Origin of the sequence: Pseudomonas sp. T1.Ur (assembly GCF_023516725.1) — a bacterium.
GTDB classification, from domain to species: domain Bacteria; phylum Pseudomonadota; class Gammaproteobacteria; order Pseudomonadales; family Pseudomonadaceae; genus Aquipseudomonas; species Aquipseudomonas alvandae.
Genome location: NZ_JAMGSN010000001.1, coordinates 2162806 through 2187362 on the forward strand (window position 1 = coordinate 2162806; position 24557 = coordinate 2187362).

Here is a 24557-nt window from a genome sequence, read left to right on the forward strand (position 1 = left end):
GCTCAGCACAGCGCGGCATGGCGGTGATCAGCGCCTTGCTGGTGGCGACCGTGGTCGCGGTGATCGCCGCTGGCATGATCGCCCGACAGGTCCAGGTGACTCGTGGCGTGGAAAGCGAAAGCCAGCGGGTGCGGGGCGCCTGGTTGTCCAATGGCGTATTGGAATGGACCCGCCAGGCGCTCTGGCAGCAACGCCTGCGCGAGCCCATGACGCGTTTGGACCAGGCGTGGGCGCAGCCCTTGCGTGGGGTGCGCCTGGGCGCCGAAAACGGGGTGTTCGACGGCCATATCAGCGATGAACAAAGCAAGTTCAATCTGCGCAACCTGATCCTCGACGGCCAGCTCGACACAATAGAAGTTGCCGTATTCGAACGCCTGTGCGCTGAGCTGGGCGTGCCCATGGCCCAGGGCAACCGTATCGTCCAACGCGTGGTGGAGGCCTACCCCAAGCGCTTGCGTCCACCGCCGTCAGTCTCCAGCGCGGCTCCCGGGTTCGATAGCGGCCGCCTGACATCGCCGGACGCCGAAAACCAGCCGCTGCCCGCCACCCGGCCGATGTTGCGCGGTCTCGATGACCTGGCCGGCCTGCCCGGGATCGACCTCGCTGCCCTTGAGCGCCTGCGCCCCTATGTCACGGTGCTGCCGGCGCTCACTTGGGTGAACGGCAATACCACCACGGCCCAGGTCTTGGCCGCACGAGTGCCCGGCATGAGCGTGGCGCAGGCGCAGGCGCTGATTGCCGAGCGCGACCGCGGCCAGTGGTTTGTCAACAGCGGGGATTTTCTCAACCGCTTGCGCGTGCCGCAGATGAACACCGAGCAGCTGCGCCTGGGCATTACCAGCGAGTGGTTTCTATTGCGGGGAGAGGCCACGGTCGAACAACGCCGCTTCGGTGTCGAAGCGTTGTTTTATCGCAGCGAGCAGCGCAGGCCGCAAGTGGTCTGGTCGCGGGTGGGCGCATGAGCACCTTGCTGCGGATAGCGCTGGCGCCGTTGGCCCAGTTGACGGCCGACAGCCCGTTGGACTTCGCCTGGCTCGATCGCAAGGGCACGCTGGTCGAACAGGGGCGGCAACCCCTGCGCGAACTGGGCGGCGCGGCCCAAGGCAAAGCCCTGGAGCTCTGCTTGCATCCTCAAGACTCGTTGCTCGCCTGCATCGAATTGCCGCCACTGCCACCGGCGCGCCTAGGCGATGCCGTGCGCTGTGCGGCAGACAATCTTCTGCTGGGCTGCGACGATTCCGTGCACCTGGTGCACGGGCCTCGCGATACGGGCGGCCAGGTTCAACTGGCCTGGTTCGAGCGTGCGGCCCTGTTGCGTCTTTCGCAACTGTTGCAGGGGCTCAAGCTGCAGCCGCGTGGTGTGTATGCGGCGCCTTGTTTTCTGCCGCTGGCTGAGCCGGGCACGTGCACGGCGGCAAGCGTGGAAGGTCATTTGCTGGTCCGTGAGGATCTCCAGCGCGCCTGGGTGCATCCCATGATGCAAGAAGGCGCCGAACAGTTGCGCGAACGGACGGTGCGTTGGGTCGGCGCGGGAGCGGAATCCGTCGATCCATGGCCGGAAAACCAACGCTGGATCGGTCCGGCCCCGGCGTGGAACTTACTGAGCGGGATCGAACAAAGCGTCCGGGGCAATCAGCGCTGGGGCCGCGCGGTCGGCTGTTGCGCGGTGGCGGCGTTGATCTGGACCCTGGGCCTCAACCTGTACGCGATGCGGTTGGCCGGCGAGGGCCAGGCAATCAAGGGGCAGATGACCAGCCGGGTCCAGCAGGCTTTTCCTGAACTGCCGGTGATTCTCAATCCCTTGCAGCAGGCTCGCCAGCAACGCGATGCCCGGCGCAATGGCGCGCTGGCCGAGGGTCCGGTCAGCTTCGCTGCCCTGGTGCAGCAGGCGGCTGGGCAGTTGCCGTTCATGGCGGGCGCGGTCGACAAACTCGACTTCGATGGCAGCGAATTGCACCTGACCCCGCGCACGCCTGCCCGCAAGCCACCGGCCGATAGCAACTGGCAAACCAGCCTGGCGCAAGCGGGCATCGTGGCCGATCTCGCCAATGGGCAATGGACGCTGAAGCGTTTGCCAGCGCACGCCGCGGCAGCGCCCGTTGCCGGAGGCACGGATGAATAGCCTGGCACGTTACCGCGCCCGCTGGCAGGCGCAGCGAGCCAGTGCACAGCAGTTCTGGCAACGCAGCAGCGCCCGAGATAAACGCATCCTGCGGATTGCCGCGCTGGTGTTCCCCGTGGTGGTGCTGTGGTACGGCCTGATCCAGCCGCCACTGCAACGCATCGACCATTGGCAAGCCGAACTGCCGCGCCTGCGTTCCCAGGCGGCAGCGCTGGATGGGGTGCTGGCCGAGGTGCAGGGCGCCGGCGTGGTGCCCGGCGCGATCACGCCACAGCTTGTGAAAGAGCGTTTGGATGGCATCGGCCTGGCCGGCGCCTACGACCTGGAGCACCGGGTCGAGGCCGACGCCATAACCTGGCGGCTGACCCTCGACAACGCGCCCGCCGATGCCTTGTTGAACTGGTTATTGGACGACGCACCCAGGCTCGGCCTGCAAGTGCGCGACGCTCATTTGCAACGGGCAACCTCGCAAAGCACTGAGACGGCCGCGCGGATTTCCGGGGTCGTTGGCATGGAACAGGCGCCCGGCGCTAAGGAATCCTCATGAAGCGGTTTGGTACGTATGCGTCAACAATTCCCTTGGCGCTGTTGCTCAGCGCCTGTAGCCAATTGGGCAGCGAGCAGGCGCAGCCCATTCCCGCTCAAAGTGAGCTGGGCCAGCCGCTGGCACAGACCGGCAGCGGTGACGCGCTGGTCGAGCGCCAGCGCGTGCAGGCACAGGCAGAGCAACGACGCCAGGTCACGCGCAAGGCATCGCCGCGCTCAACCCTCCGTCCGCTCGATGCCGGCCCGACTGGCAACGGACTGGGCAATCAACCGGTGCAGTTGAATTTCGTCGAGGCCGATATTCCCGCCGTGGTGCGTGCGCTGTCCCGCGCCACCGGTCGCCAGTTCCTGGTGGACCCACGTGTCAAAGGCCAATTGACCCTGGTGTCCGAAGGCGAGGTGCCGGCCCGCACGGCCTATGACATGTTGCTCGCGGCCCTGCGCATGCAGGGTTTTGCCGTGGTCGAAGTGGAAGGCGTCAGCCAGGTGGTCCCGGAAGCCGACGCCAAGTTGTTGGGCGGGCCAGTAGGGGACGCCGATCGCGCGGCGGGCAACGGCATGATCACCCGGACCTTTCGCTTGCAATACGAAAACGCCGTCAACCTGATTCCGGCACTGCGGCCCATCGTATCGGCCAACAACCCCATCAATGCCTACCCCGGCAATAACACGGTGGTGGTCACCGACTATGCGGAAAACCTCAACCGGGTCGCGCAGATCATCGCCAACATCGATATACCCGGCGCCATCGACACCGATGTAGTCCCCGTGCAGAACGGCATTGCCGTCGACATTGCGACGATGGTGTCCGAGTTGCTCGACGTGCAGGGCGCCGATGCGACGCAAAAGGTGTCGGTGATCGGCGACCCTCGATCCAACAGCATCATCCTGCGCACCGGCAGCCCCGAACGCACCGAGCTGGCCCGGCAACTGATCTACAAGCTCGACAATGCCCAGAACAACCCGAGCAATCTCCACGTGGTGTACCTGCGCAACGCCCAGGCCAACAAGCTGGCGCAAGCCTTGCGCGGCTTGCTCACCGGTGAAGGGGAAATGGCCGGCGCGTCCACCGACAGCGCACGGAACCTGTTGAACGGCGGTGGCCTGGGTGGCCCAGCGGGCAGCAGTACGAGTGGCAACGGCAATAATTCGTCGAGTACTACCGGCAGCAGTTCGCAAACCAACAATGGGCAGAGTGCAGGGCTGCAGATGTCGAGCGGCCAGGGCAGCCATCAGGCAGGCGAAGGCGCCGTGGCGTTTTCCGCCAACGGCGTCACCGTGCAGGCCGATACCACCACCAACACCTTGCTGATCTCTGCGCCCGACCCGCTGTATCGCAACCTGCGCGAAGTCATCGATCTGCTCGACCAGCGCCGCGCGCAAGTGGTGATCGAAAGCCTGATCGTCGAGGTCAGCGAAGACGATGCGAGTGCGTTCGGCATTCAGTGGCAAGCTGGCGATCTGGCGGGTAACGGCTGGATCGGCGGCGCCAACCTGGGCGGCGCCGGCATCAATACCTCGGCCAAGAACAGCATTGATGCACTGCCCGGCGGCCTGAGCATCGGCAAGGTTTCGGGCACGGTGAATATTCCCGGCATCGGCCAGGTGCTCGATTTGAAGGTGCTGGCCCGCGCCCTGAAAAGCAAGGGCGGAACCAACGTGTTGTCCACGCCTAATCTGCTGACGCTGGACAACGAAGCGGCGAGCATTTTCGTAGGGCAGACCATCCCCTTCGTCACTGGCAACTACGTGACCAACGGTGGCGGCAACAGCAACAACCCGTTCCAGACCATCGAGCGCGAGGAAGTGGGGCTGCGCCTGAACGTGCGCCCGCAGATTTCCGAGGGTGGCACGGTCAAGCTGGACATCTATCAGGAAGTCAGCAGCGTGGACCCGCGCGCCTCCAGCGACGCCGGCACCGTGACCAACAAGCGCGCCATCGACACCAGCATCCTGCTCGACGACGGACAAATCATGGTGTTGGGCGGCCTGCTGCAAGATGGCTTTACCGAAAGTACCGACTCGATTCCGGGGCTGGGCAGCATCCCGGGTATTGGCGCGCTCTTTCGCAGCGACAGCCGCTCGCGGACCAAGACCAACCTGATGGTCTTCCTGCGCCCCTACATCATTCGCGACAGCAACGTCGGCCGCAGCATTACGCTCAATCGCTACGATTTTATCCGCCGTGCCCAAGGCAATCTGCAGCCAGCGCACAAATGGCCGCTCACTGATATGCAAGCACCGCAGTTGCCGCCGGCCGCCCAGGCGATGCCGCTCAATCCGTCCCCACGCCAGCCGATACCGCTCAATCGGCCACCCCGAGCGATGCGCGCCGTGCCGCTGGAACCAGGTGGGCAGCCATGAGCCCCTCCCTGCAAACCGGTGCGGGCGCGTTGCCCTATGCGTGGGCCAAGGCCCAGCGGCTACTCCTCAAGGCAGGTGAGGAGGGCAACGTGTTGCTGGTCAGTGCCGCGACGCCGGGCTGGGCCATCAACGAGGTACGCCGGCGTTATGGTCCCACTGCGTTGCAACGGATACGCGACGAAGAGCTCGAAGCGCTGTTGACCAGCGCTTATGCCGACACCGGCAGCGCCGCGGCGATCGTTGGCGCGGCGGAAAATGAAGTCGACCTTGATCGCCTGATGCAGGACATCCCGGAAGTCACCGACTTGCTGGACAGTGAGGGTGGCGCGCCGGTCATCCGCATGATCAACGCATTGCTGACCCAGGCCGCGCGGGATGAGGCCAGTGATATTCATATCGAACCGTTCGAGAGCCATTCCGTGGTGCGTTATCGCGTCGATGGAGCCCTGCGCGATGTGGTCGCGCCGCGCAAGGCCCTGCACGCGGCGCTGGTGTCGCGGATCAAGATCATGGCGCAATTGGACATCGCCGAAAAACGCTTGCCCCAGGACGGCCGCATCGCCCTGCGTGTTGCCGGACGGCCCATTGATGTGCGGGTGTCCACCGTGCCCACCGGCCACGGCGAACGGGTGGTGATGCGCCTGCTGGACAAACAGGCCGGGCGCCTGCAATTGGAAACCCTGGGCATGGCGCCCGCCGTGCTCACCCAACTGGATCAACTGATCCGCCAACCCCACGGCATCGTGCTGGTCACCGGCCCCACCGGCAGCGGCAAGACCACCACGCTGTATGCCGCCCTGGCCCGCCTGGATGCCAGTACCAGCAATATCCTGACGGTGGAAGACCCGGTGGAATATGACCTGCCGGGCATCAGCCAGATCCAGGTCAACACGCGGATCGACATGAGCTTCGGCCTGGCGCTGCGGGCGATCCTGCGCCAGGACCCGGACGTGATCATGATCGGTGAAATCCGCGACCAGGAGACCGCACAGATCGCGGTCCAGGCCTCGCTGACCGGACACCTGGTGCTGGCGACCTTGCATACCAACGATGCGGTGTCGGCGGTGACGCGGCTGACCGACATCGGCGTCGAGCCGTTCCTGTTGGCGTCGTCATTGCTCGGCGTCCTGGCGCAACGCCTGGTGCGTCGACTGTGTCCGGCGTGCAAACAGCCTGACGAAGCCGCGCCGGGCCAATGGCGTCCCCATGGCTGCCCCCACTGCAACCACACCGGTTACAGCGGTCGTACCGGTATCCACGAACTCTTCGTGGTGGACGATGAGGTGCGGCGGTTGATCCATCAGGGTGAAGGCGAGCAGGCCTTGCGCACCTGTGCGCGACAGGCCGGCATGTTGAGCATGCGCGAGGACGGCGAGCGCTGGGTGAGCAGTGGTTCCACTGCCCGCGAAGAAATCCTGCGCGTGACCCGGGACGCCTGATGAACCGCTACCGTTTCGAGGCCGCCGATGCCTCGGGGAACATCGAGCAAGGCGTGCTGGAGGCCGACAACCAGCGCAGTGCAATGAGTGAACTGCGCGGCCGTGGGCTGACGCCGTTGCGCATCGACGAGCAGTTGCACGTCAGCAGCGCCGGTGCCTCGGGCCTGTTCAGCGCAAAATTGTCGGACAGCGACCTGGCCTGGGCTACCCGCCAATTGGCGAGCCTGTTGGGCGCCAGTCTGCCGTTGGAAGCGGCCCTGTCGGCCACCGTTGACCAAGCCGAGAAACGCCACATCGCCGAAACCCTTGGTGCGGTGCGCGGCGATGTGCGCAATGGCATGCGCCTGGCCGATGCGTTGGCCGCGCGACCACGGGATTTTCCCGAGATCTACCGGGCGATGATTGCCGCTGGCGAGGAGTCTGGCGATCTCGCCCAGGTGATGGAGCGCCTGGCCGACTACATCGAAGAGCGCAACAACCTGCGGGGCAAGATCCTCACGGCCTTCATCTACCCAGCGGTGGTGGGCGTGGTGTCGATTGTCATCGTCATCTTCCTGCTGGGTTTCGTGGTGCCACAGGTGGTCAGCGCTTTTTCCCAGGCGCGCCAGGATCTGCCCACCCTGACCCGGGTGATGTTGCAGGCCAGCGACTTCCTGCGCGCCTGGGGTTGGGCCTGCTTTGCCGGGCTTGCCGGATGCTGGTGGGGATGGCGGCGCTATTTGCGTAACGCCGATGCACGCCTGGCCTGGCATAGCCGGGTGCTGCGGCTGCCGCTGATCGGCCGCTTCGTGCTGGGGGTCAATACCGCGCGTTTCGCCTCGACCCTGGCGATTCTTGGCAGCGCTGGCGTGCCGCTGTTGCGCGCCCTGGATGCCGCCGGGCAGACCCTGGCCAATGATCGCCTGGCCCATTGCGTGGCCGACGCCACCTTGCGGGTGCGCGAAGGCGTGGGCCTTGCCAGCGCGCTGCGGGTCGGCAAGGTGTTCCCGCCGATCCTGATTCACCTGATCGCCAGTGGTGAAAAAACCGGGGCCTTGCCGCCCATGCTCGAGCGCGCCGCGCAAACCTTGTCGCGCGACATCGAGCGCCGGGCCATGGGCATGACGGCACTCCTGGAGCCGCTGATGATCGTGATCATGGGCGGGGTGGTGCTGACCATTGTCATGGCCGTGTTGCTACCGATCATCGAGATCAATCAGCTGGTGCAATGACACCTGCGCGATCCCACTCCTGAGCGCCACTCGGGTTCATCCGTTCGACATCTACGCTGCGCCAGGCTACGGCGCACGGGGGAGGGCATGCCACGGACTTACGCTCACGCTGGGAAAACTGAGCAAAATGTCAGGAAGGTGTCGGTAACTCCCGAGAATATTTAGGAAAAACAAGGTCGAACACCCGAGATTTTTTCCTTTCTCTGTCACTGGAAATTGAGAGTTTCTACGCCGTGGCCACCCCTTCAAACGAGCGCCGGAAGTCCGCTCGGGGCAGCGGTCGCGATGAGATGCACAAGCGAACTACCAACGTCCAGACACGATGAAAGGAGATTCTTCATGTTCAAGCGCAACGTTCTCGCCGTTTCCATGGCCGTCGCCGGCCTTTGCTCCGCCCAGGCCATGGCTGCTGTCGTCGGTGGCGGTGCCACCCTGCCGCAAAACCTGTACGGCGTGCCACCGACGGGTGGCGTCGCAGCGCCCGTCGGCATCCTCAACGGCCCAGCGCCACAACCCGCCTTCGCCAACTACGTGGGCGTGGGCAGCGGCGGCGGCAAGACTGCTTTCTTGACCAACAACTCGGACGTGCTGGTCTGGAACCTCGACGGCAACTCGGCCACCGCCCTGGAAAAGGTCTACGTTCCGGCCGTGACCGTTGACTACGCTGGCAGTGATTCGATTCTGTCCGCCACTGAACTGAGCACCTATCGCGCCGCTCACCAGTCGCCAGCCGTGCCGACTGGCAACGCTGCCAACTGGGGCCCTATCGTCCAGATTCCCGCTGAAGCCACTTCGGTCACCGTTCCGTACAAGCTGACATTGGCCAACGGTACCGCGGTCAACAACCTGAACCTGACCAGCGCCCAGCTGTGCAACATCTTCTCGGGCACCGTCACCACCTGGAACCAGGTCAACAGCACCTACCCGACCACCCCGATCAAGGTCTACTACCGCGCCGGCAGCAGTGGCACCAGCGAAATCTTCACCCGCCACTTGAACAGCCAGTGCCCGACCAAGTTCACCACCAACAGCACCTTCACCACGGCCGTCGGCACCGTTCCGGCGAACGCCACTGCCGTGACTGGCAGTGCCGCGATGGCCAGCACCGTGTTGTCCACCGAAGGCGCCATCGGCTACGTCGGGCCGGAAGACGTCAATGCCAGCAGCAACGCCGTGGTCGCCCGCGTCAACGGCAACCTGCCGACCATCGGCAACGTGACGACCGCGCTGAGCACCATCGCTCCGCCAGCCGCCGCTGATCGTGGCCTGCCGGAAAACTGGGCCAAGGTCCTGCCTGCTCCGACGACTGGCTATAGCATCGTGGGCTACACCTTCCTGGTCTTCAACCAGTGCTACAAGGACAGCACCGATACCTCGGCTGTTCGCAGCTTCATCAACCGTCACTACACCCTGACCGACCTGGCCAACAACGACGACGAAATCATCGCCGCCAAGTTGATCCCGATCACCGACACCTGGAAAACCGCTATCCGCGACACCTTCTACACCGCCACCAGCTCGCTGTCAGTGGGTAACACCACCGCTTGCAACGGTATTGGTCGTCCGCTCTAAGCCCTGACCAAGGGTCCGTTCCATGAACCGGCACCAGCTTCGCGCTGTTGCCGGTTTTTCATTTCAGGCAACCGCCCGGCAGATGAACATTGCGTGACAAAAGTTCGGTCGCGACGGCTTCAACCTGCCTTGGGATTAGTCATTTGCGCGCCTCGTCCAGAGGGCGCTATCGAATTCGCCCTGCGTAAAAAGGATCCGTAGTGATGCGTTGCCGCCCCCAGAAAGCCACTCGCCGTAATGCTGATTCCACCGCTGTGCCATGCCTCAAGCCTTTGGCCCAGGCCATCGCCTTGCTGCTGCTGGCCAACCCCGCCTACGCAGCGACCAGTTTCAGTTCGGCCTGGTTCGCGGCCAAGGGCGCGGCACCTGCCGCAGGCCCGGCCAGCCCCAGCGCGCCGCGCCCTGGAACGCCTCCGCCGCTGGCGCAGCAACAGCGGGTACAGAAGCAGTTGGGCCGCTCGCTGGCGAACATGAACAGCACGGTGGCCGCGATCGCCGCCAGCCAGGCTGCGCAGGCGGCGGGGCGAGCGGCCAGTTTTGGCGTGCCGCAAACCATTCATAACGGTTTGGGCGGCAATGGCTTGAACGCGGTCATCGGGCCGGATGGCAAGCCGTTGTTTCTCAACGCCAACGGTCCGGTGCAGACAGATGCCAACGGCAAGGTCGTGGTGACGATCAAGCAGACCGCCGACAAGGCCATTCTCAACTGGGACACGTTCAACATCGGTCGTGACACCACCCTGTCGTTTCAACAGGACGCCAGTTGGGCCGCGCTGAACAAGGTCAACAACAGCACCGCGCCGAGCCAGATCCAGGGCCAGATCAAGGCCGACGGCACGGTGATGATCCTCAACAGCAACGGCGTGGTGTTCAGCGGCAGCAGCCAGGTCAACGTGCGTAACCTGGTGGCGGCCGCTACGGATTTCAGCGACGAACAGTTCAAGACCGGTGGCCTCTACAACGCCAACGCGGCGAGCTTTACCAATGCACAGGGCGCGATCCGGGTGGAGAAGGGCGCGCAGATTTCCACGACCGCCCCGAGCAAATCGACCGCCGGCGGTGGCTATGTCTTGTTGCTGGGCAAAAACGTCGACAACGCCGGCACCCTCAGTACCCCGCGTGGACAAACCGTGCTGGCGGCCGGTGACAGCTTCACCATCAAGAAGGGCTTCGCCAGCGACGGCAACTCGACGTCGACCACGCGTGGCAATGAAGTCATCGCTCATCAGGATGGCACCAGCGGCGCCGGGACCGTCAGCAACACCGGGCTGTTGATGGCGACCAGCGGTGACGTGACGCTGACCGGCAACCAGGTGCGGCAGGACGGTGTGGCCGTGGCCAGCACTTCGGCGGACACCCGTGGCACGCTGCACCTCACGGCGCGAGGCAGCGATGCCAACGTGACCCTGGGCGAGGGCAGTACCACGGCGATTCTGGTGGATGCCAGCGCGACGGCCCTGGACAGCCAACGGGACAGTGCCTTGAAGCCGATCGTCAGCCAGGACGGCAAAGTCATTCCAGCGGACACCTATCGCCGTGACCTGTCCCTGGTGCAGATCGACAGCGCTGGCAGCGTCGATTTCCAGAAGGGATCGATCACCCTCGCCACGGGCGGTCAGGTGGCGGTGAACGCCGGCACCCGCAGCCTGGTGCGCGACGGTGCGGTGATCGACGTCTCCGGCGCCACCGGCGTCAAGGTGGCGATGGAAGCCAACAGCATCAAGGTCAACATCCAGGGCAACGAGCAGCGCGACGCCGCCGGCAACCGGGATGAAGGTGCGTTGAACAACAACGATGTGTGGGTGGATGCGCGTGAGCTGGTATTCGTACCCGCCGGCACCAACGGCTACGCCACTGATCGCTGGTACACCGCCGGTGGCCTGCTGGAGGTCAGCGGCTATCTCGGTACCCAGGGCCACAGCGCTGGCGAATGGATGGCCCAGGGCGGTACCGTGAGTTTTACCGGTAACGACGTGGTGACCCAGGCCGGCTCGCAGATCAATCTGTCCGGCGGCACGCTGGATGTGCAGAGCGGCACCGTCAAGCAGACCTGGCTCAAGGGCGCCGATGGCCGCTTGTATGAACTCAACAGCGCGCCCGGGGACATGCTCTACACCGGGATCTACAAGGGATACGAAGATCACACCCAGCGCTGGGGGCAAACGAAGTATTACTACAATCCCTTGATTGCACCACGTTCGCGCCAGGAGGCCGGCTACACGGTCGGCCGCGATGCCGGCACCCTGGTGATCGGGACTAAAAACGCGGTGCTCGAAGGCACGCTCGCCAGCGATACCTTCCAGGGTGACCGCCAGACCCGCGCCGCCCAGGCCGGCCTGGATGGCTACCAACAGTCGCAGAAAGCCGTGGCCCGTGGCGGGCAGTTGGTGGTCGGCTCGTACGTGCCGTTCTACGTGAAGGAAAGCGGCACCCTCGAATATGCCCTTGGCGCCACGGCCAATACCCTGAAAAACGTGACGATTGGCGAAGGTGCCGCGGGCGTCGCCAATGGCATCGGTCTGGACGGCGATTTGCCGGCCGATCGCCAGGGCACCTTGTACTTGGACAGTCATCAACTCAGCGGCTTCAAGCTGGGTGCCGTCAAAGTCGCTGCCGGCGAAGGCATCACTGTCAACGGTGCGTTGCAGGTCGCCCCGGCCGGTTCCATCAGCCTGTTTGGGCCGAAAGTGGCCGTGAATGCGAACCTCACCGCCCACGGTGGCGCCATTCAGGTAGGCCGGGATTTCGTCCAGGTCGACGGCTCAATGCCGGTGGCCGGCGCGTCCTCGGTCACGGTGGCTGACGGGGTACGCCTGGATGCCAGCGGACTCTGGAGTAACCTGCAACTGGACCCTGGCGATATCAGCGCCTTGCCTTACCAGAACGGCGGGAGCATCGCCCTGAAAACCGGCGGCGCAATTGTGCTGGGCGCCGGCAGCGTGCTGGACGTTTCTTCCGGAGCGGCACTGCTCAACTCAGGCAAGTTCCAGGGCGGCAAGGGCGGCGATGTCACCTTGAGCACTCTCACGGGCGAATTGAGCCTGGGCGGCGAATTGCGCGGCCAGGGTGTGAAGGGCGGCGGCACCTTGCAATTGCAGGCCGGTAAAGTCCTGATCAGCGACACCGCGACCTCCGCGGCAGCGGGTACCTTGCTGCTCGATGGCGGCTTCTTCAAGAAAGGCTTTTCCGCCTACGACATCATCGGCAACGACGGCCTGGTGGTCGCCGAGGGCACTCGGGTCGATGTCACCCTGCCGGTTTATCGCCAAGGCGCTGGCGCGCCTGGGGTCGCCACCGGTGGTGCCCCGGGCAGCGCGCTGGAAACCTGGACGCCGCCGCTGTACCTCGAAGACGCCAGCAAGGGCGTGCTGACCCAACGCCAGGGTGCCAGCCTGTCCTTGCAAGCCGGCAGCCAGCAAACCGGCGCGGCGAATGTCGCCAAGGCTGACCTGCTGGTGGGCAAGTCGGCGGTATTGAATGTCGACCCCGGACAAGCGATCCGCCTGAGAGGTATCGGCCAGATCACCGTGGACGGCACCTTGAATGCCTGGGGCGGCTCGATCACGGTCGGTTCCGCGCCTGGGCCGCAAGCGGCGGTCATTCCGCCGAGCGATAACTTCAAGTCGATCTGGATCGGTGAGCACGCGGTACTTGACGTAGCGGCGCGTGCCGCCACCGCGACGGGGGCCAGGGGGACCCAATACGGCTTCGTGCGCAACGGTGGGAGCATCGTCATCGGTGGTGAAATCGACCATGCGACCGGCGACGGCGGCGGTGTCGGCAAGTTCATCGTGGTGCGCGAAGGCGCGTTGCTCGACGCTTCGGGGGCCAGTGCCGTCCTTGATGACGGTGGGCAAAGCCGAAGGGTTGCCAGCCACGGCGGCAGCATCAGCCTGGGCTCGACCAGCGGCCTCTACCTGGACGGTCAGATCAAGGCTGCCGCAGGTGGCGCCGGCGCGGCGGGCGGCAGCCTGTCGGTAGGGCTGGGGGCTACTGCTTACTTGAACAGTTCGGATTTGCCGGATGACCAGCGCAAGACTCGCGAATTGATTATCGAGCAACACCATACCCCGACGGGCCTGGCCGCCGGGAGCGCTCCAGAGCAGGGCGCCGCCTTGCTGGAGCACGGCTATGCGAGGCTCTCGGTGGATCAGGTGGAGCGCGGCGGCTTTGATAGCTTGTCCCTCCTGAGTACGGGCCTGTTGACCTTCGACGGCAAAGTCAGCCTGACCATGGCCAATGCGCTTCAGCTCTACGCAGGTGCCTACGGCATGGCAGAGACGGCGGCCGCGGACTCGGTGGTCAACCTGCGCGGTAGCTTTGTGCGCCTGGCCGGTGCCGTGGATAAAACCGCTGCTGGCGCTGACAACAGCAGCACCGGCATAGGGCTGACACCTTCGGCGCGACCTGCGGCAGGGAAGTTGTCATTGACCGCGACCGGGCTTCTCGAGGTTCGCGACGCGGTGAGGATCGGCGGCAGCGGAACGCTGACGATGTCCCAGGGTGACGTCCGACAGGTTGACCGCCGCGGCTTTGCCGACCTGCAGCTCAACAGCCAGGGTGACATTCGGATGGCCAGCAGCCAGGCCGATCATAAAATGCTGGTCCGTACCCCGGGTGTCCTGGGGCTCACCGCTGCGCAGATTTATCCCGGCACCGGCGGGCAAGGGACGCTGACCGCCAAGCGAATCGACATAGGTCGAAATGGCGCGGCGATTCCCTCGGTGCCCTATTCCGCGTTTGGCGAGTTGCGACTTGAAGCGGATGTCATCAATCAAGGTGGCATTCTGCGGGCGCCGTTGGGCAACCTGATCATCGGCCAGACGGCCCTGGAAACGGCGTCGCGACCCGGCAGTGACGTGAACCTGCTAGCCGGCAGCCTGACCTCCGTCAGCGGCGCGGGGCTGGTCATGCCGTATGGCGGAACAGCGGATGGCAAGTCGTACGTGTTCGATGGCGTGGCGCTCGACAAGAGTCTGTTGCTACCGGCTGTGAATGGCGTGCCCGGCAAGGTCGATCTGGTGGGCGAGACCATCGACGTCGCAGCGGGCGCCGTGGTGGATGTCTCCGGTGGCGGTAACCTGACGGGGGCCGGTTTTATCTCGGGGCGTGGTGGTTCCACCGATGCGCGCTTCAACCCGTTGGTGCAGTTTGGTCCTGACGGCTTCCTGTTGCCGGCACTGGGCAGTAATCCGGTCTATGCCATCGTTCCTGGCGTGCAGACCAGTTATGCGCCCTCGGGCGGCGAAGCCGGTGCCGTCGCGCCCATGGTGGGCCAGCAGATTACCCTCGGCGCCGGTGTGCCCGGCTTGCCGGCCGGCACCTACACATTGCTGCCCTCGACATACGCGCTGCTGCCCGGTGCATTCCGCGTCGAGGTCAACGGCCTGGCCGGGCAGGGCGGGATCGTGCCGACCCAGGCGATGCGCAACGGTTCCTGGGCAACCGCAGGCATCCTGGGCATCGCCGGCACGGGTGTACGCGACAGCCTGGCGAGCCAGGTGATCGTCACGGCGGCCGATACGCTGCGCCGATACTCGCAATACAACGAGACCAGTTTCAGTCAGTTTGCCCTGGCTGATGCGGCGCGCCTGGGGGTACCCGCGGTGTTGCTGCCCCGGGACGCGAAGGCGTTCAACGTTATCTTCGACAGCAACCAGAGTGGGCAGCCGAGCTTCAGTTTTGCTGGAAAACTGCTCAGCAAAGCCGCTGAGGAGGGTCGCGGCAGCACCACCACGCTGACGTTGGTCAAGGCCGGAAACCTGGAAATCATCAAGGCCGGGCAGGCAGCCAATGCTGGATTGGACGGCGTGACCCTGACCGACGATGCGGTCAATGCCATCGGCGCCAGCAGCCTGTACATCGGTGGCTATGCCCTTGCCCGCTATGGCCAGGGCGGTAACTTCCTTGAGTTTGGTGACGGTAACGGCTCCGTCTCCAGGACCCAAAGCATCACCTTGCGCAGCGGTGCGACCTTGCGGGCGCCGGAGGTGTTCCTGGTGACATCCGGTCCGAATGGCGGGATCACCGTGGAGCAAGGGGCTTCGATCAATACCCTGGGCATGGGCGCCGTGGCCCGTGACTCGCGTGATGGCTATCTCTACAACCCCGGCCGCAACAGCGTGCTCGCCGTCTCCAATGGCTACGTGAACATGCTGGCGCCTTCGGCGCCCAACCCGCAAGAGCCGGACAGCGCACCTGGGAGTATCCGCATCGGTGTATGCGATGGTGTTTGCAGCGGTACAACCCGTTTGTATTCCGAAGGCACCATCGCTTCGGCCACGGACAATCGCTTCGAGTTGACCGATGCCGTGCGTTTCGGCACCCGCAACCTGACGCTGGCGGTCGGCGGGATCAACGTTGGCAACGCCGATACGCTGGCGGACCTGGCGTCACGCAACCTGTTGCCCAGTGGCCTGACACTTAACCAACAGGTGCTCGACCGTCTGTTGCTCGGCGACACCAGTGTCGGCGCGCCGGCGCTCGAAACCCTGGTGCTGGGGGCTCGCGACTCACTGAATTTCTATGGCAACGCCAGCCTCGATACCTTTGACGCGGTGACCGGCAAATCAAGGCTCAAGGAGTTGGTGCTGACCACGCCCGCGATCTACGGCAAGGGCGAAGCGGGTGAAACCGCGCGCATCCGCACCCGCGACCTGATCTGGAACGGCGCGCAGAACGAGGCCGGGAGTATCGTGAACGGCAGCGCCGGCACGGGCGCGGGCAACCTGCAAATCGACGCCGAACGCATCGGTTTCGGTTACGCCCCGACCACCGAGCCCAAGGTGGCCAAGGCCTATGACCGTCTGGCCCTGGGATTCGCCAACGTCAATCTCAATGCCAGCGAGCGCATCACCGCCAACCATAAGGGCGGCTTTTCGGTGTACCAGAGCCAGGGCGAATACATCACCGGCAAAGGTTTCCAGTACAGCGGTGGCAACTTGAATATCCTGACGCCGTTGCTGACTGGCGAAGCCGGTTCGGTCAACCGGATCACCGCGGGCGGCAATATCCGCGTCAGCGCTCCGGCGGGCAGCCGCGTGCCCGTGGTCAGCGCCGATAGCCTCGGCGCCGAGCTGGCGTTGAACGGCAAGAACGTGCGGGTCGACGGCAACGTGGTCTTGCCCAGCGGCAAGCTGACCCTGAGCGCAGAGGACGAGTTGACCTTGAGCGCCGCCGCGCGCCTCGACCTGGCCGGGCGCAAGATCACGTTCAATGATGTGAGCAAGTACAGTTGGGGCGGTGACCTGATTCTCGAAAGCCGCAACGGCAATATCCGCCAGGCTGTCGGCTCGGTGATCGACCTCTCCGCCGTGAACAACCAGGCCGGCACGCTCAAGGCCACCGCGTTGGCGGCGGCTGCCGGCAAGGTCGACCTGGCGGGCACTGTTCTCGGCAGCAGCAGCGGCTACTACGATGCGGGTGGCACTGCTGTGCCCTACAAGGCCGGCAGCGTGGACATCCGCGCCCAACGCCTGGGTGACGCAAGCCTGAGCGAGGATTTCGCCGCCCTCAATCAACGGTTGAACCAGGGCCTGGTATTCGGCGGGCGCAGCTTCCAGCTCAAGCAGAGCGACCTGGTGATCGGTGATGGCCTGAAGGCCGGCGTGGTCAGCGTGTCGGTGGACGGCGGCAAGCTCACGGTCAATGGCACCGTGGACGCCAGCGGCGAGCGGGTGGGTTCCATCCGCCTGGCCGGCAAGCAAGGCTTGACCCTCGGCGGCAACGCCGTGCTCGACGCCCATGGCAGCGTGCTGCGGGTCGACAGCTACGGCCAGATCATCGATTCGCCGAACCGCGCCATGGTTGAGCTCAGTTCCGGTGATGGCCTGCTGACCTTGGCCGACGGCGCTCGGATCGATTTGCGCCACGGTACCGCCGCCAAGACCGGCCACGACGGCAAGGCCCGTGGCACCCTGGAACTGAACGCGCCTCGACTGGGCGGGGCGACTGCCGGCGATATCGCCATCGACGCCAGCGGCAACCTGAATATCCAGGGCGCCAAGCTGATAGCGCTCAATGGTGTGCAGCGTTACGACAATGCCCACTACGGCAGCGATCCGGCGGCCAGTGGTCGGCCGTATCAATTCATCGATCAGGACTACCTCAACGGTATCCATGACGACAACCGGGACTTCATTGACAATGCCTTGAACAACAATGCCTTGCGCTACGGCAAGCTGGCCGGCCTCAACAATGCGACGTACCGCAACGCGTTCCACCTGCGCCCCGGCGTCGAAATTGTCAGTGCCACTGCCGACGGTGACCTGGTGGTGCAGGGCGACCTGGACCTGTCCGGCTATCGCTACGCCAGCCTAAATCCGCTGACACCCCAAACGTCCGTATACGGTTCCGGCGAAGTCGGCAGCCTGGTACTGCGCGCCGGGGGCGACCTGAGCGTGTATGGCAGCATCAATGACGGTTTCGCACCGCCGCCGGCAACGCCGGACGACGATGGCTGGGTGCTGACGCCGGGCAAGCAGCTGTTCAACGGCGACGTAATCGTGCCGCGAGCGGGTATTGAATTGCAGGAAGGCACCACGTTCCTGTCCGGCGTGACCCTCAACTACGACTTGCCTTTGCAGACGGTCACCCTGGCTGCGGGTACTCGCTTGCCGGTGCCTGGCGAAGTGGCCGAAGCCGTAAACCTGCCGGCCGGCACGGTACTGGCGGCGAATATCCGCAACGCCGATGGCACGTTGGCCCATGCCGCCGGCACCCGGCTGAGTGCCGATCTCACCCTGGCCCCAGGGATGATCCTCGATGCCGGCTCGGTGCTGGCGGGTGACATGGCATTGACCGGGCTGGTGTGGCCCAAGGGCGTGGCGTTGCCCAGCCGTCCGTTGAACATGGTCGATATGGCCAACCCGAATGTCATGGTGCAAGCGGGCCCGCTGCAGCTCGCATTGGGCGCGCTGATTCCGGCGGGCACCGACGTGAAGCTCGCCGACGGCGTGGAGAAAATCAACTTGCGTGGCGGGGACGGCAAGGGCCGTAACTGGGCGATTGCGCCGATGCTTGCCGAAGGCTCACAGTCGTGGTCGGTGCGTGCCGTGGCGGGCGCCGACCTGCAGGCGGCCGACCCACGTCTGGCGGACCCCTATGCGCAAAATGGCAAGCTGACGGTGGCGGACACCCATTACGCGATGGTGGGCACACGTGTCCAAGCTGGGGGAGGCGCGCCCGTGCCGGGTACCGCGAGCGATCCACTAGTGACGACGGTGGATTTCTCGATGGAGTTCAACGGAAATCTCGAAGCTGTAGGTATTTCAGCGGCAGCGATGGCGGCGCAGCTTGGCATGAGCGTGGAAGACTTCTGTTCGTTGGGACCAACGTGGTGCACGAACAGTCCGCTGTTCATCACCGCTAACGGTGCCGGCGCCCTGGGCAATCCGGCTTATGAAGGACGTTCGGCGAGCGAACTGGCGGCTGAGTTGGGTCAGACCGTGGACATGCTTTGCGCGTCCTCCGATGCCTGCCTGGCGAAGTTGTCCGAGGCGGAGTACCAATACGCCTACAAACCCGAGGCCAGCAGCTTCAGCGTGCTGCGCACCGGTACCGGCGACCTGGACCTGATCAGCGCTGGCGACCTGAACCTGCAATCGCTGTTCGGCATCTACACGGCGGGTACTTCGACCCTGACCCAGGCGCAATCGGCAGCCTACAACCCGGCACGAGGGGTCTGGAAAGATTCCAAGACCGACCAACTGACGGACCGGGTGCTGCCGTGGGGGGCCGGTGATTATGAATCCTTGGTGGACGGAGGCCCAGGCAGCCTCTATCGCGCCTGGTATCCCGACCAGGGCGGCAATCTTTCGTTGACCGTCGGTGCAGACCTGACCGGCGACGTCATCAGCCGGACCGGACAGAATGCGAGTTCCAGCGTCGGCAACTGGCTGTGGCGCCAGGGCGGTGGCGTCGACGGCACCACCCCTACGGCCTGGTGGATCAACTTCGGCACCTTCGTGGCGGAGGACCAGAACATGGCGCTGGTCGGCTTCACGGGCCTGGGTACCTTGGGCGGCGGCAACCTGGCCGTGGACGTGGCGGGCGATGCCGGCATGCTGATGCCCCGTGGTGACACCAGCGAGCAGTTCGCTACGCGCAGCCAGGGCTTGGTGCTGGCGGTGGGGTCGACCGGGCGCATGGTCGATGGAAAATTGCAGATGACCGGCGGCGGTGACCTGAGCCTGCGCGTCGGTGGGGGGCTCAACCCATCGTTGAATGCACGAGCATTGGAGGGCGCCGCCGGGCCGCTCATCCAGCGTCACGCATTGAACGGCAGCCTGATCAACCTGCGCGGTACGGTCAGGGCCCATGCCGGTTCTTTTGGCGGTATCGAATTGGTCAGTGGTCCCCATGCGCTGTGGCAGGACACGCGGGAAACCCGAGCCTACGATCCATTCCAATCCACCACGGCCAGTGCCACCGGAGGCATGATCGTGGTGCCGGGGGACGCCACCGTAACCCTGGACGCCCGCGGTGACCTGGTACTGGGTGGCGCCGCCGATGCCGGGCGCCTGCTCTCGCAAGGCTCGCAGCTCGTGAACCTGGGGGGCGCTGGAAAGGGAGCGGGATCCTCGTGGTTCAGCCTGTGGACCGATCACACCGCCATCGATCTGCTGGCGGCGGGTGGCAACCTGACGCCGTCCACCCAAGTCGGCGAGGTTGCGATAGGCAGTTCCGCTCCCGCGTCCGGCGACTCGGCACCCACCGACGGTCGTTTCGTCTACCCGTCCATCCTGCGAGCCACTGCCGCCAACGGAAGCCTTTACTACGGGCCGTCCGGGACCTGGACGGGAGGTTCGGTGTTGCCGATCGTACCGTATTCGCTGGTACTGGCCCCGGGTGCGCAGGCTCAGTTGGAGTTCCTGGCCGCCGATTCGATCTACGCGGGAGGCTACGCCATCTCTCCGACCAATGCCCCTCAGGCGAACCTGGCGACGGTGGCGCATCCGGGCTTCAGCTACATGGACAGTCTCGGTCTGCACACCGGCACGAATGGCACGGGATCGCTGTTCGCTTTCGGCGGCTCCGGCACCGAAGGCAGCTATCGTGGCGCCGACCAGCCGACACGCTTCTACGCAGTGAATGGCGATATCGTGGGGCTGCGCACGGGGGAGATCCTGTCCTTTTCCGTTCAACCCTATGAGGGTGATATCTGGTACGAAGCCGCTCGGCCGGCCTGGATCATGGCGGGTCGCGACATCGTCAACAGCGGACAGCTCACCAGCAATAGCGTGCCCCAGCTTCCTGGCGATGCGAGAGGCACCGGCAACCTGTTCGTCCACGATGACCCCACCGACATCTCCATTGTCTCCGCCGGCCGCGACATTCTCTACAGCACCTTCAATGTCGCCGGCCCCGGTACGCTGGAGATCAGCGCCGGGCGCAACATCCTGATGGAAGACCAGGCCGCCGTGACCAGCCTCGGTCCGGTGAAAGCCGGTGACAATCGCCCCGGCGCAAGCATTGTGATGCAGGCCGGCGTGGGCGCTGCGGGCCCGGATTACCTGGGCTTCGTGCGGCAATACCTGGACCCGGCCAACCTGGCGGACGCCGGTGCCGGCCTGGCCCAACAACCGGGCAAGGTGGCGAAGACTTATGAGGTCGAGCTGGTGGCGTGGCTGGCATTGCGGTATGGCTTCGACGGCGATAGCGAGCAGGCACAGGCCTATTTCGCCGCGTTGCCGTCCGAACAACAACGGGTGTTTGCCCGCCAGGTGTACTTCGCTGAACTGCGTGCCGGTGGCCGCGAGTACAACGATGCCAGCAGTCCGCGTTCCGGCAGCTACCTGCGCGGTCGCAACGCCATCGCCGCGTTGTTCCCCACCCACGACGTGGCCGGCAATGCCTTGGCTTACCAGGGCGACATCACGATGTTCGGCGGCGCCGGGGTGCACACCAACTTCGGCGGCGATATCCAGATGCTGACACCCGGCGGGCAGCAGGTGTTTGGTATCGAAGGCGAGGCCCCGCCGTCCAGTGCCGGGGTCATCACCCAAGGTGCCGGTGACATCCAGTTGTTCAGCAACGGCAGCGTGTTGCTGGGACAAAGCCGGATCATGACCACCTTCGGCGGCGACATTCTCGCCTGGTCGGCGACCGGGGATATCAACGCCGGTCGCGGCTCGAAAACCACCCTGGTGTACACGCCGCCCAAGCGCGTCTACGACGACTGGGGCAACGTCACGCTGTCGCCGTCGGTGCCGAGCACAGGCGCCGGCATTGCCACCCTCAACCCCATCGCCGAGGTCGCACCGGGGGACATCGACCTGCTCGCGCCGCTCGGCACCATCGACGCGGGAGAGGCGGGCATCCGGGTCTCGGGCAACATCAACATTGCCGCGTTGCATGTAGTGAACGCCGCCAACATCCAGGTGCAAGGCAAGTCCAACGGCGTGCCGGTCAGCGCGGTGGTCAACACTGGCGCACTGACCAACGCCAGCTCCGCCGCAGCGTCGGCGAGCGATGCCGCGGAAGGCGTCGCACGCGAGCAACAGGCCGCGTCGCGCAACCGCATGCCATCGGTGTTCAGCGTGCAGGTCCTGGGCTTCGGCAACGAACGTCTGGCGCCGTCCCAGGAAGGCGCCAGCCGTGCGCCGGCCCAGGAACCGAGCAACAGCGTGCGGGTATTGGGGGCTGGACGGTTGGACGACCAGGCACGCAATCAATTGACCCCCGAGGAGCGCCGCAGCCTGACGCTGTAGGCATCGTCATCAAGGCCCGAGGGCGACAGGCAACTGTCGCCCTTTTTTTTGCGCGCAGGACCGCTGTCGGTAGCCGTTCATGAAGATTCGATGACAAAAGTTCGGTAGTGGCCGGTGGCCTCGGTCAAGGTTGTGTGAAAGGGCAACGGCACTGGATTGCCGTTCATAAAAGAAGCTTTTGGCAGGGACGCCCGGACAACTTTTTTTGCGCTATTTCGCGCTGGATGCCAGGTGTGACAGGGGCTATGGGGTCTATGGAAAGTTACTCGAAAGTGGGCATGCAGGAGCTGGACCAGCGCCTGTCGAAGATCGTCGAGGCTGCACGCAAGAAGCCGGTTTCGGTTTATCGCTACGGCGCACCCTGGGTGTGGATCGTGTCCCAGGACGACTGGCAGAGCGCCTTGAAGGAGTTGTCCAGCTACGTGCCGCCAGGCCATTCCCTGGTCATGTTGCGCCCACAAATCGAAGAGTTGCTGGAGGCCTCGTCCGAACCCCTGCAGCGATGGGCACGGGAACATCAGATTCAGGTGCCGGTGCCGGCGTTGATGCTCGCCTTGTTGCTGCAACTGTTGTACTCGCTGCCCAGCGAAAAGCAGCTGTACGAGCAGCTCAATTACAACTTGCTGTTCCGCTGGTTTGTCGGCCTCGAGCTGAACCAGCGGGTCTGGACGTTCGCCGTCTTCGTGCGGGATATCGGCGAACTGCTGGATAGCCCTCACGCGGCGAAATTGCTCGAGCGCATCGTCAGCGAAGTGTTCTGCGGCGACTTGATGCACATGCCGGAATTCTCGTTGAACTTCGCCTTGTTGCACACCTGGCTCTCCAGGCATTCGAAACACAAATAAACCGTCACAGGACAACACGCTGCCAACGCTGCGGGCCTGGCAGCGCGCGGCTTGGCAGCAGGCGCTGCACGGGCGGCGCAAATGAATCGAGGGGGATGTGTGGATCATTGGGATTTCAACAGCAAGCGCAGGCCGTGGCCTTTCCTGCCCACGGTGCTGATGCTCGCTCTGGCCTTCGAAGCGCCGGCATTCGCCGAAGAGGCTGCCACGCCGATCGAGGCTGACGCCGGAACGCCTGCGCGGCTGGTAGATGTGAACGAATACGTCGTGCGCGGCAATACCGTGCTCGACGCGCGCGACATCGAAGAAGCGGTGTACGCGTTCCTCGGGCCGCAACGCAGCCTCACCGATATCGAAGGTGCCCGCGACGCGTTGCAACAACGCTACCAGGCCAAGGGTTACCAGTCGGTGTTCGTCGAACTGCCGGAGCAGCAGGTCGAAGGCGGCGTGGTGTACCTGCAAGTCAGCGAAACCCGGATCGGCCGGGTGCGCGTGGTTGGCACCCAGCACTACTCTCCCGTCAATGTGCGCGAAGAAGTACCGGCGCTGACGGAAGGCAAGGTGGCCAATTTCACGGCGGTGCAAACCCAGCTGGCGGTTGCCAACCGCAACCCGGGACGCCAGGTGGTACCGGTTGTACGCGAAGGACAACGCCCGGGAACCATGGATGTCGACTTGCAAGTCGAGGATAAAAATCCCTGGCAGGCGAGCGTCGGCCTGAACAACGACTACAGCGCCGACACCGAAAAGCTGCGTTCGGTGGTCACGCTCGGCCACACCAATCTCTGGCAACGCGGCCATTCGGCTTCGCTGACCTATTTCACCGCCCCCGAGGACCGCGACAACGCGCAGGTCTGGTCGGGTTCCTATAACGCTCCCTTGAGTGAGCGCTGGAACGTGCAGTTCGCCGGCTATCAATCCGACAGCAACGTCGCAACCATCGGTGGCAGCAACGTGTTGGGCAAGGGCCATTCCTACGGCGTGTCACTGATCTACAGCGTGCCCCCGCAAGGCGTCTGGGCCAACTCGTTGTCGGTGGGCGTGGATTTCAAGGATTTCGATGAAGTCCTGCAGTTCGGCGGTTCGAGTGATGAAGTGCCGATCAAGTACGCGCCCATCACCCTGGCCTACAACGGCTTTCGCTACACCGAAACCTCGCAGTTCGGCCTGGGCCTGAGCATCGTCGCCGGCACTCGCAGCTTCTTCGGTTATGGCAGCGACGCCGATGAGTTTCGTGCCAAGCGCTATGAATCCAATCCCAGCTTCGCGGTGTTCAAGGGCGACAGCACCTTTACCCAGACGTTTGCCGGTGACTGGCAAGCGGCGAGCAAGTTGAGCTTCCAGCTGGCTTCCGGGCCGCTGGTCTCCAACGAGCAGTTTTCCGCCGGTGGCGCCACCAGCGTTCGGGGTTACCTGGCGGCGGAACGCACGGGTGATGACGGGGTGCTGTTTTCCCAGGAACTGCGCACGCCGTCGTTGAGCAAGCACTTGGGCAAAGGCCTCGGCAGTTACGTCGACAGCTGGCGTTGGTACGTCTTTGCCGAGGGCGCGCAGATGGCTCTGCAAGACGCGTTACCCGACCAGGAAGCCGACTACAGCCTGGCGAGCGTTGGCTTCGGCACTCGCGCGACCTTGCGTGAGTGGTTGTCCGGCAGCCTCGACTGGGGCCTGCCGCTCAAGGACGGCCCCAATACCCGCAAACACGACTCACGCGTGCACTTCAACGTGCAGGCAACTTTTTGACCGGC

The 24557-nt window shown here is 64.6% G+C and carries 10 protein-coding genes; all 10 read left to right on the forward strand.

Going from position 1 to position 24557, the window contains the following annotated elements; genetic code table 11:
* Positions 1–17 precede the first annotated feature (17 nt).
* The 10 genes from gspK (at position 18) to M8Q45_RS09895 (ending at position 24552) form a co-directional block, all read left to right on the forward strand.
* The gene (gene gspK, locus M8Q45_RS09850) at positions 18–962 is read left to right on the forward strand and encodes a type II secretion system minor pseudopilin GspK (protein ID WP_249877301.1); all 945 of its coding nucleotides are present in this window, start codon (positions 18–20) and stop codon (positions 960–962) included.
* Positions 959–2122, forward strand: a complete 1164-nt coding sequence (gspL, locus tag M8Q45_RS09855) for a type II secretion system protein GspL (protein WP_249874555.1) — start codon at positions 959–961, stop codon at positions 2120–2122. Before gspK ends, gspL begins: the two co-directional genes overlap by 4 nt.
* Entirely contained in the window at positions 2115–2669 is a 555-nt protein-coding gene (locus tag M8Q45_RS09860) for a type II secretion system protein M (RefSeq protein ID WP_249874556.1), read from the forward strand. The genes gspL and M8Q45_RS09860 overlap by 8 nt, the downstream gene beginning before the upstream one ends.
* Positions 2666–5032 carry a type II secretion system secretin GspD gene (gene gspD / locus M8Q45_RS09865; protein ID WP_249874557.1) on the forward strand — a complete coding sequence of 789 codons (2367 nt, stop codon included), beginning with the start codon at positions 2666–2668 and terminating at the stop codon, positions 5030–5032. Before M8Q45_RS09860 ends, gspD begins: the two co-directional genes overlap by 4 nt.
* Entirely contained in the window at positions 5029–6471 is a 1443-nt protein-coding gene (gspE, locus tag M8Q45_RS09870) for a type II secretion system ATPase GspE (protein ID WP_249874558.1), read from the forward strand. Before gspD ends, gspE begins: the two co-directional genes overlap by 4 nt.
* Entirely contained in the window at positions 6471–7682 is a 1212-nt protein-coding gene (gene gspF / locus M8Q45_RS09875) for a type II secretion system inner membrane protein GspF (RefSeq protein ID WP_249874559.1), read from the forward strand. Before gspE ends, gspF begins: the two co-directional genes overlap by 1 nt.
* Before the next feature lie 339 nt (positions 7683–8021).
* Positions 8022–9254 carry a substrate-binding domain-containing protein gene (locus tag M8Q45_RS09880; protein WP_249874560.1) on the forward strand — a complete coding sequence of 411 codons (1233 nt, stop codon included), beginning with the start codon at positions 8022–8024 and terminating at the stop codon, positions 9252–9254.
* 203 nt (positions 9255–9457) lie between these two features.
* Positions 9458–21964 (forward strand): filamentous hemagglutinin family protein, encoded by a 12507-nt coding sequence (locus M8Q45_RS09885; protein ID WP_249874561.1) that lies wholly within the window; start codon positions 9458–9460, stop codon positions 21962–21964.
* 254 nt (positions 21965–22218) lie between these two features.
* Complete coding sequence (locus M8Q45_RS28405) at positions 22219–22809, forward strand: transposase (RefSeq protein WP_502940261.1); 591 nt, start codon at positions 22219–22221, stop codon at positions 22807–22809.
* A gap of 159 nt (positions 22810–22968) precedes the next feature.
* Positions 22969–24552 (forward strand): ShlB/FhaC/HecB family hemolysin secretion/activation protein, encoded by a 1584-nt coding sequence (locus M8Q45_RS09895; protein WP_502940555.1) that lies wholly within the window; start codon positions 22969–22971, stop codon positions 24550–24552.
* Positions 24553–24557: the final 5 nt, after the last annotated feature.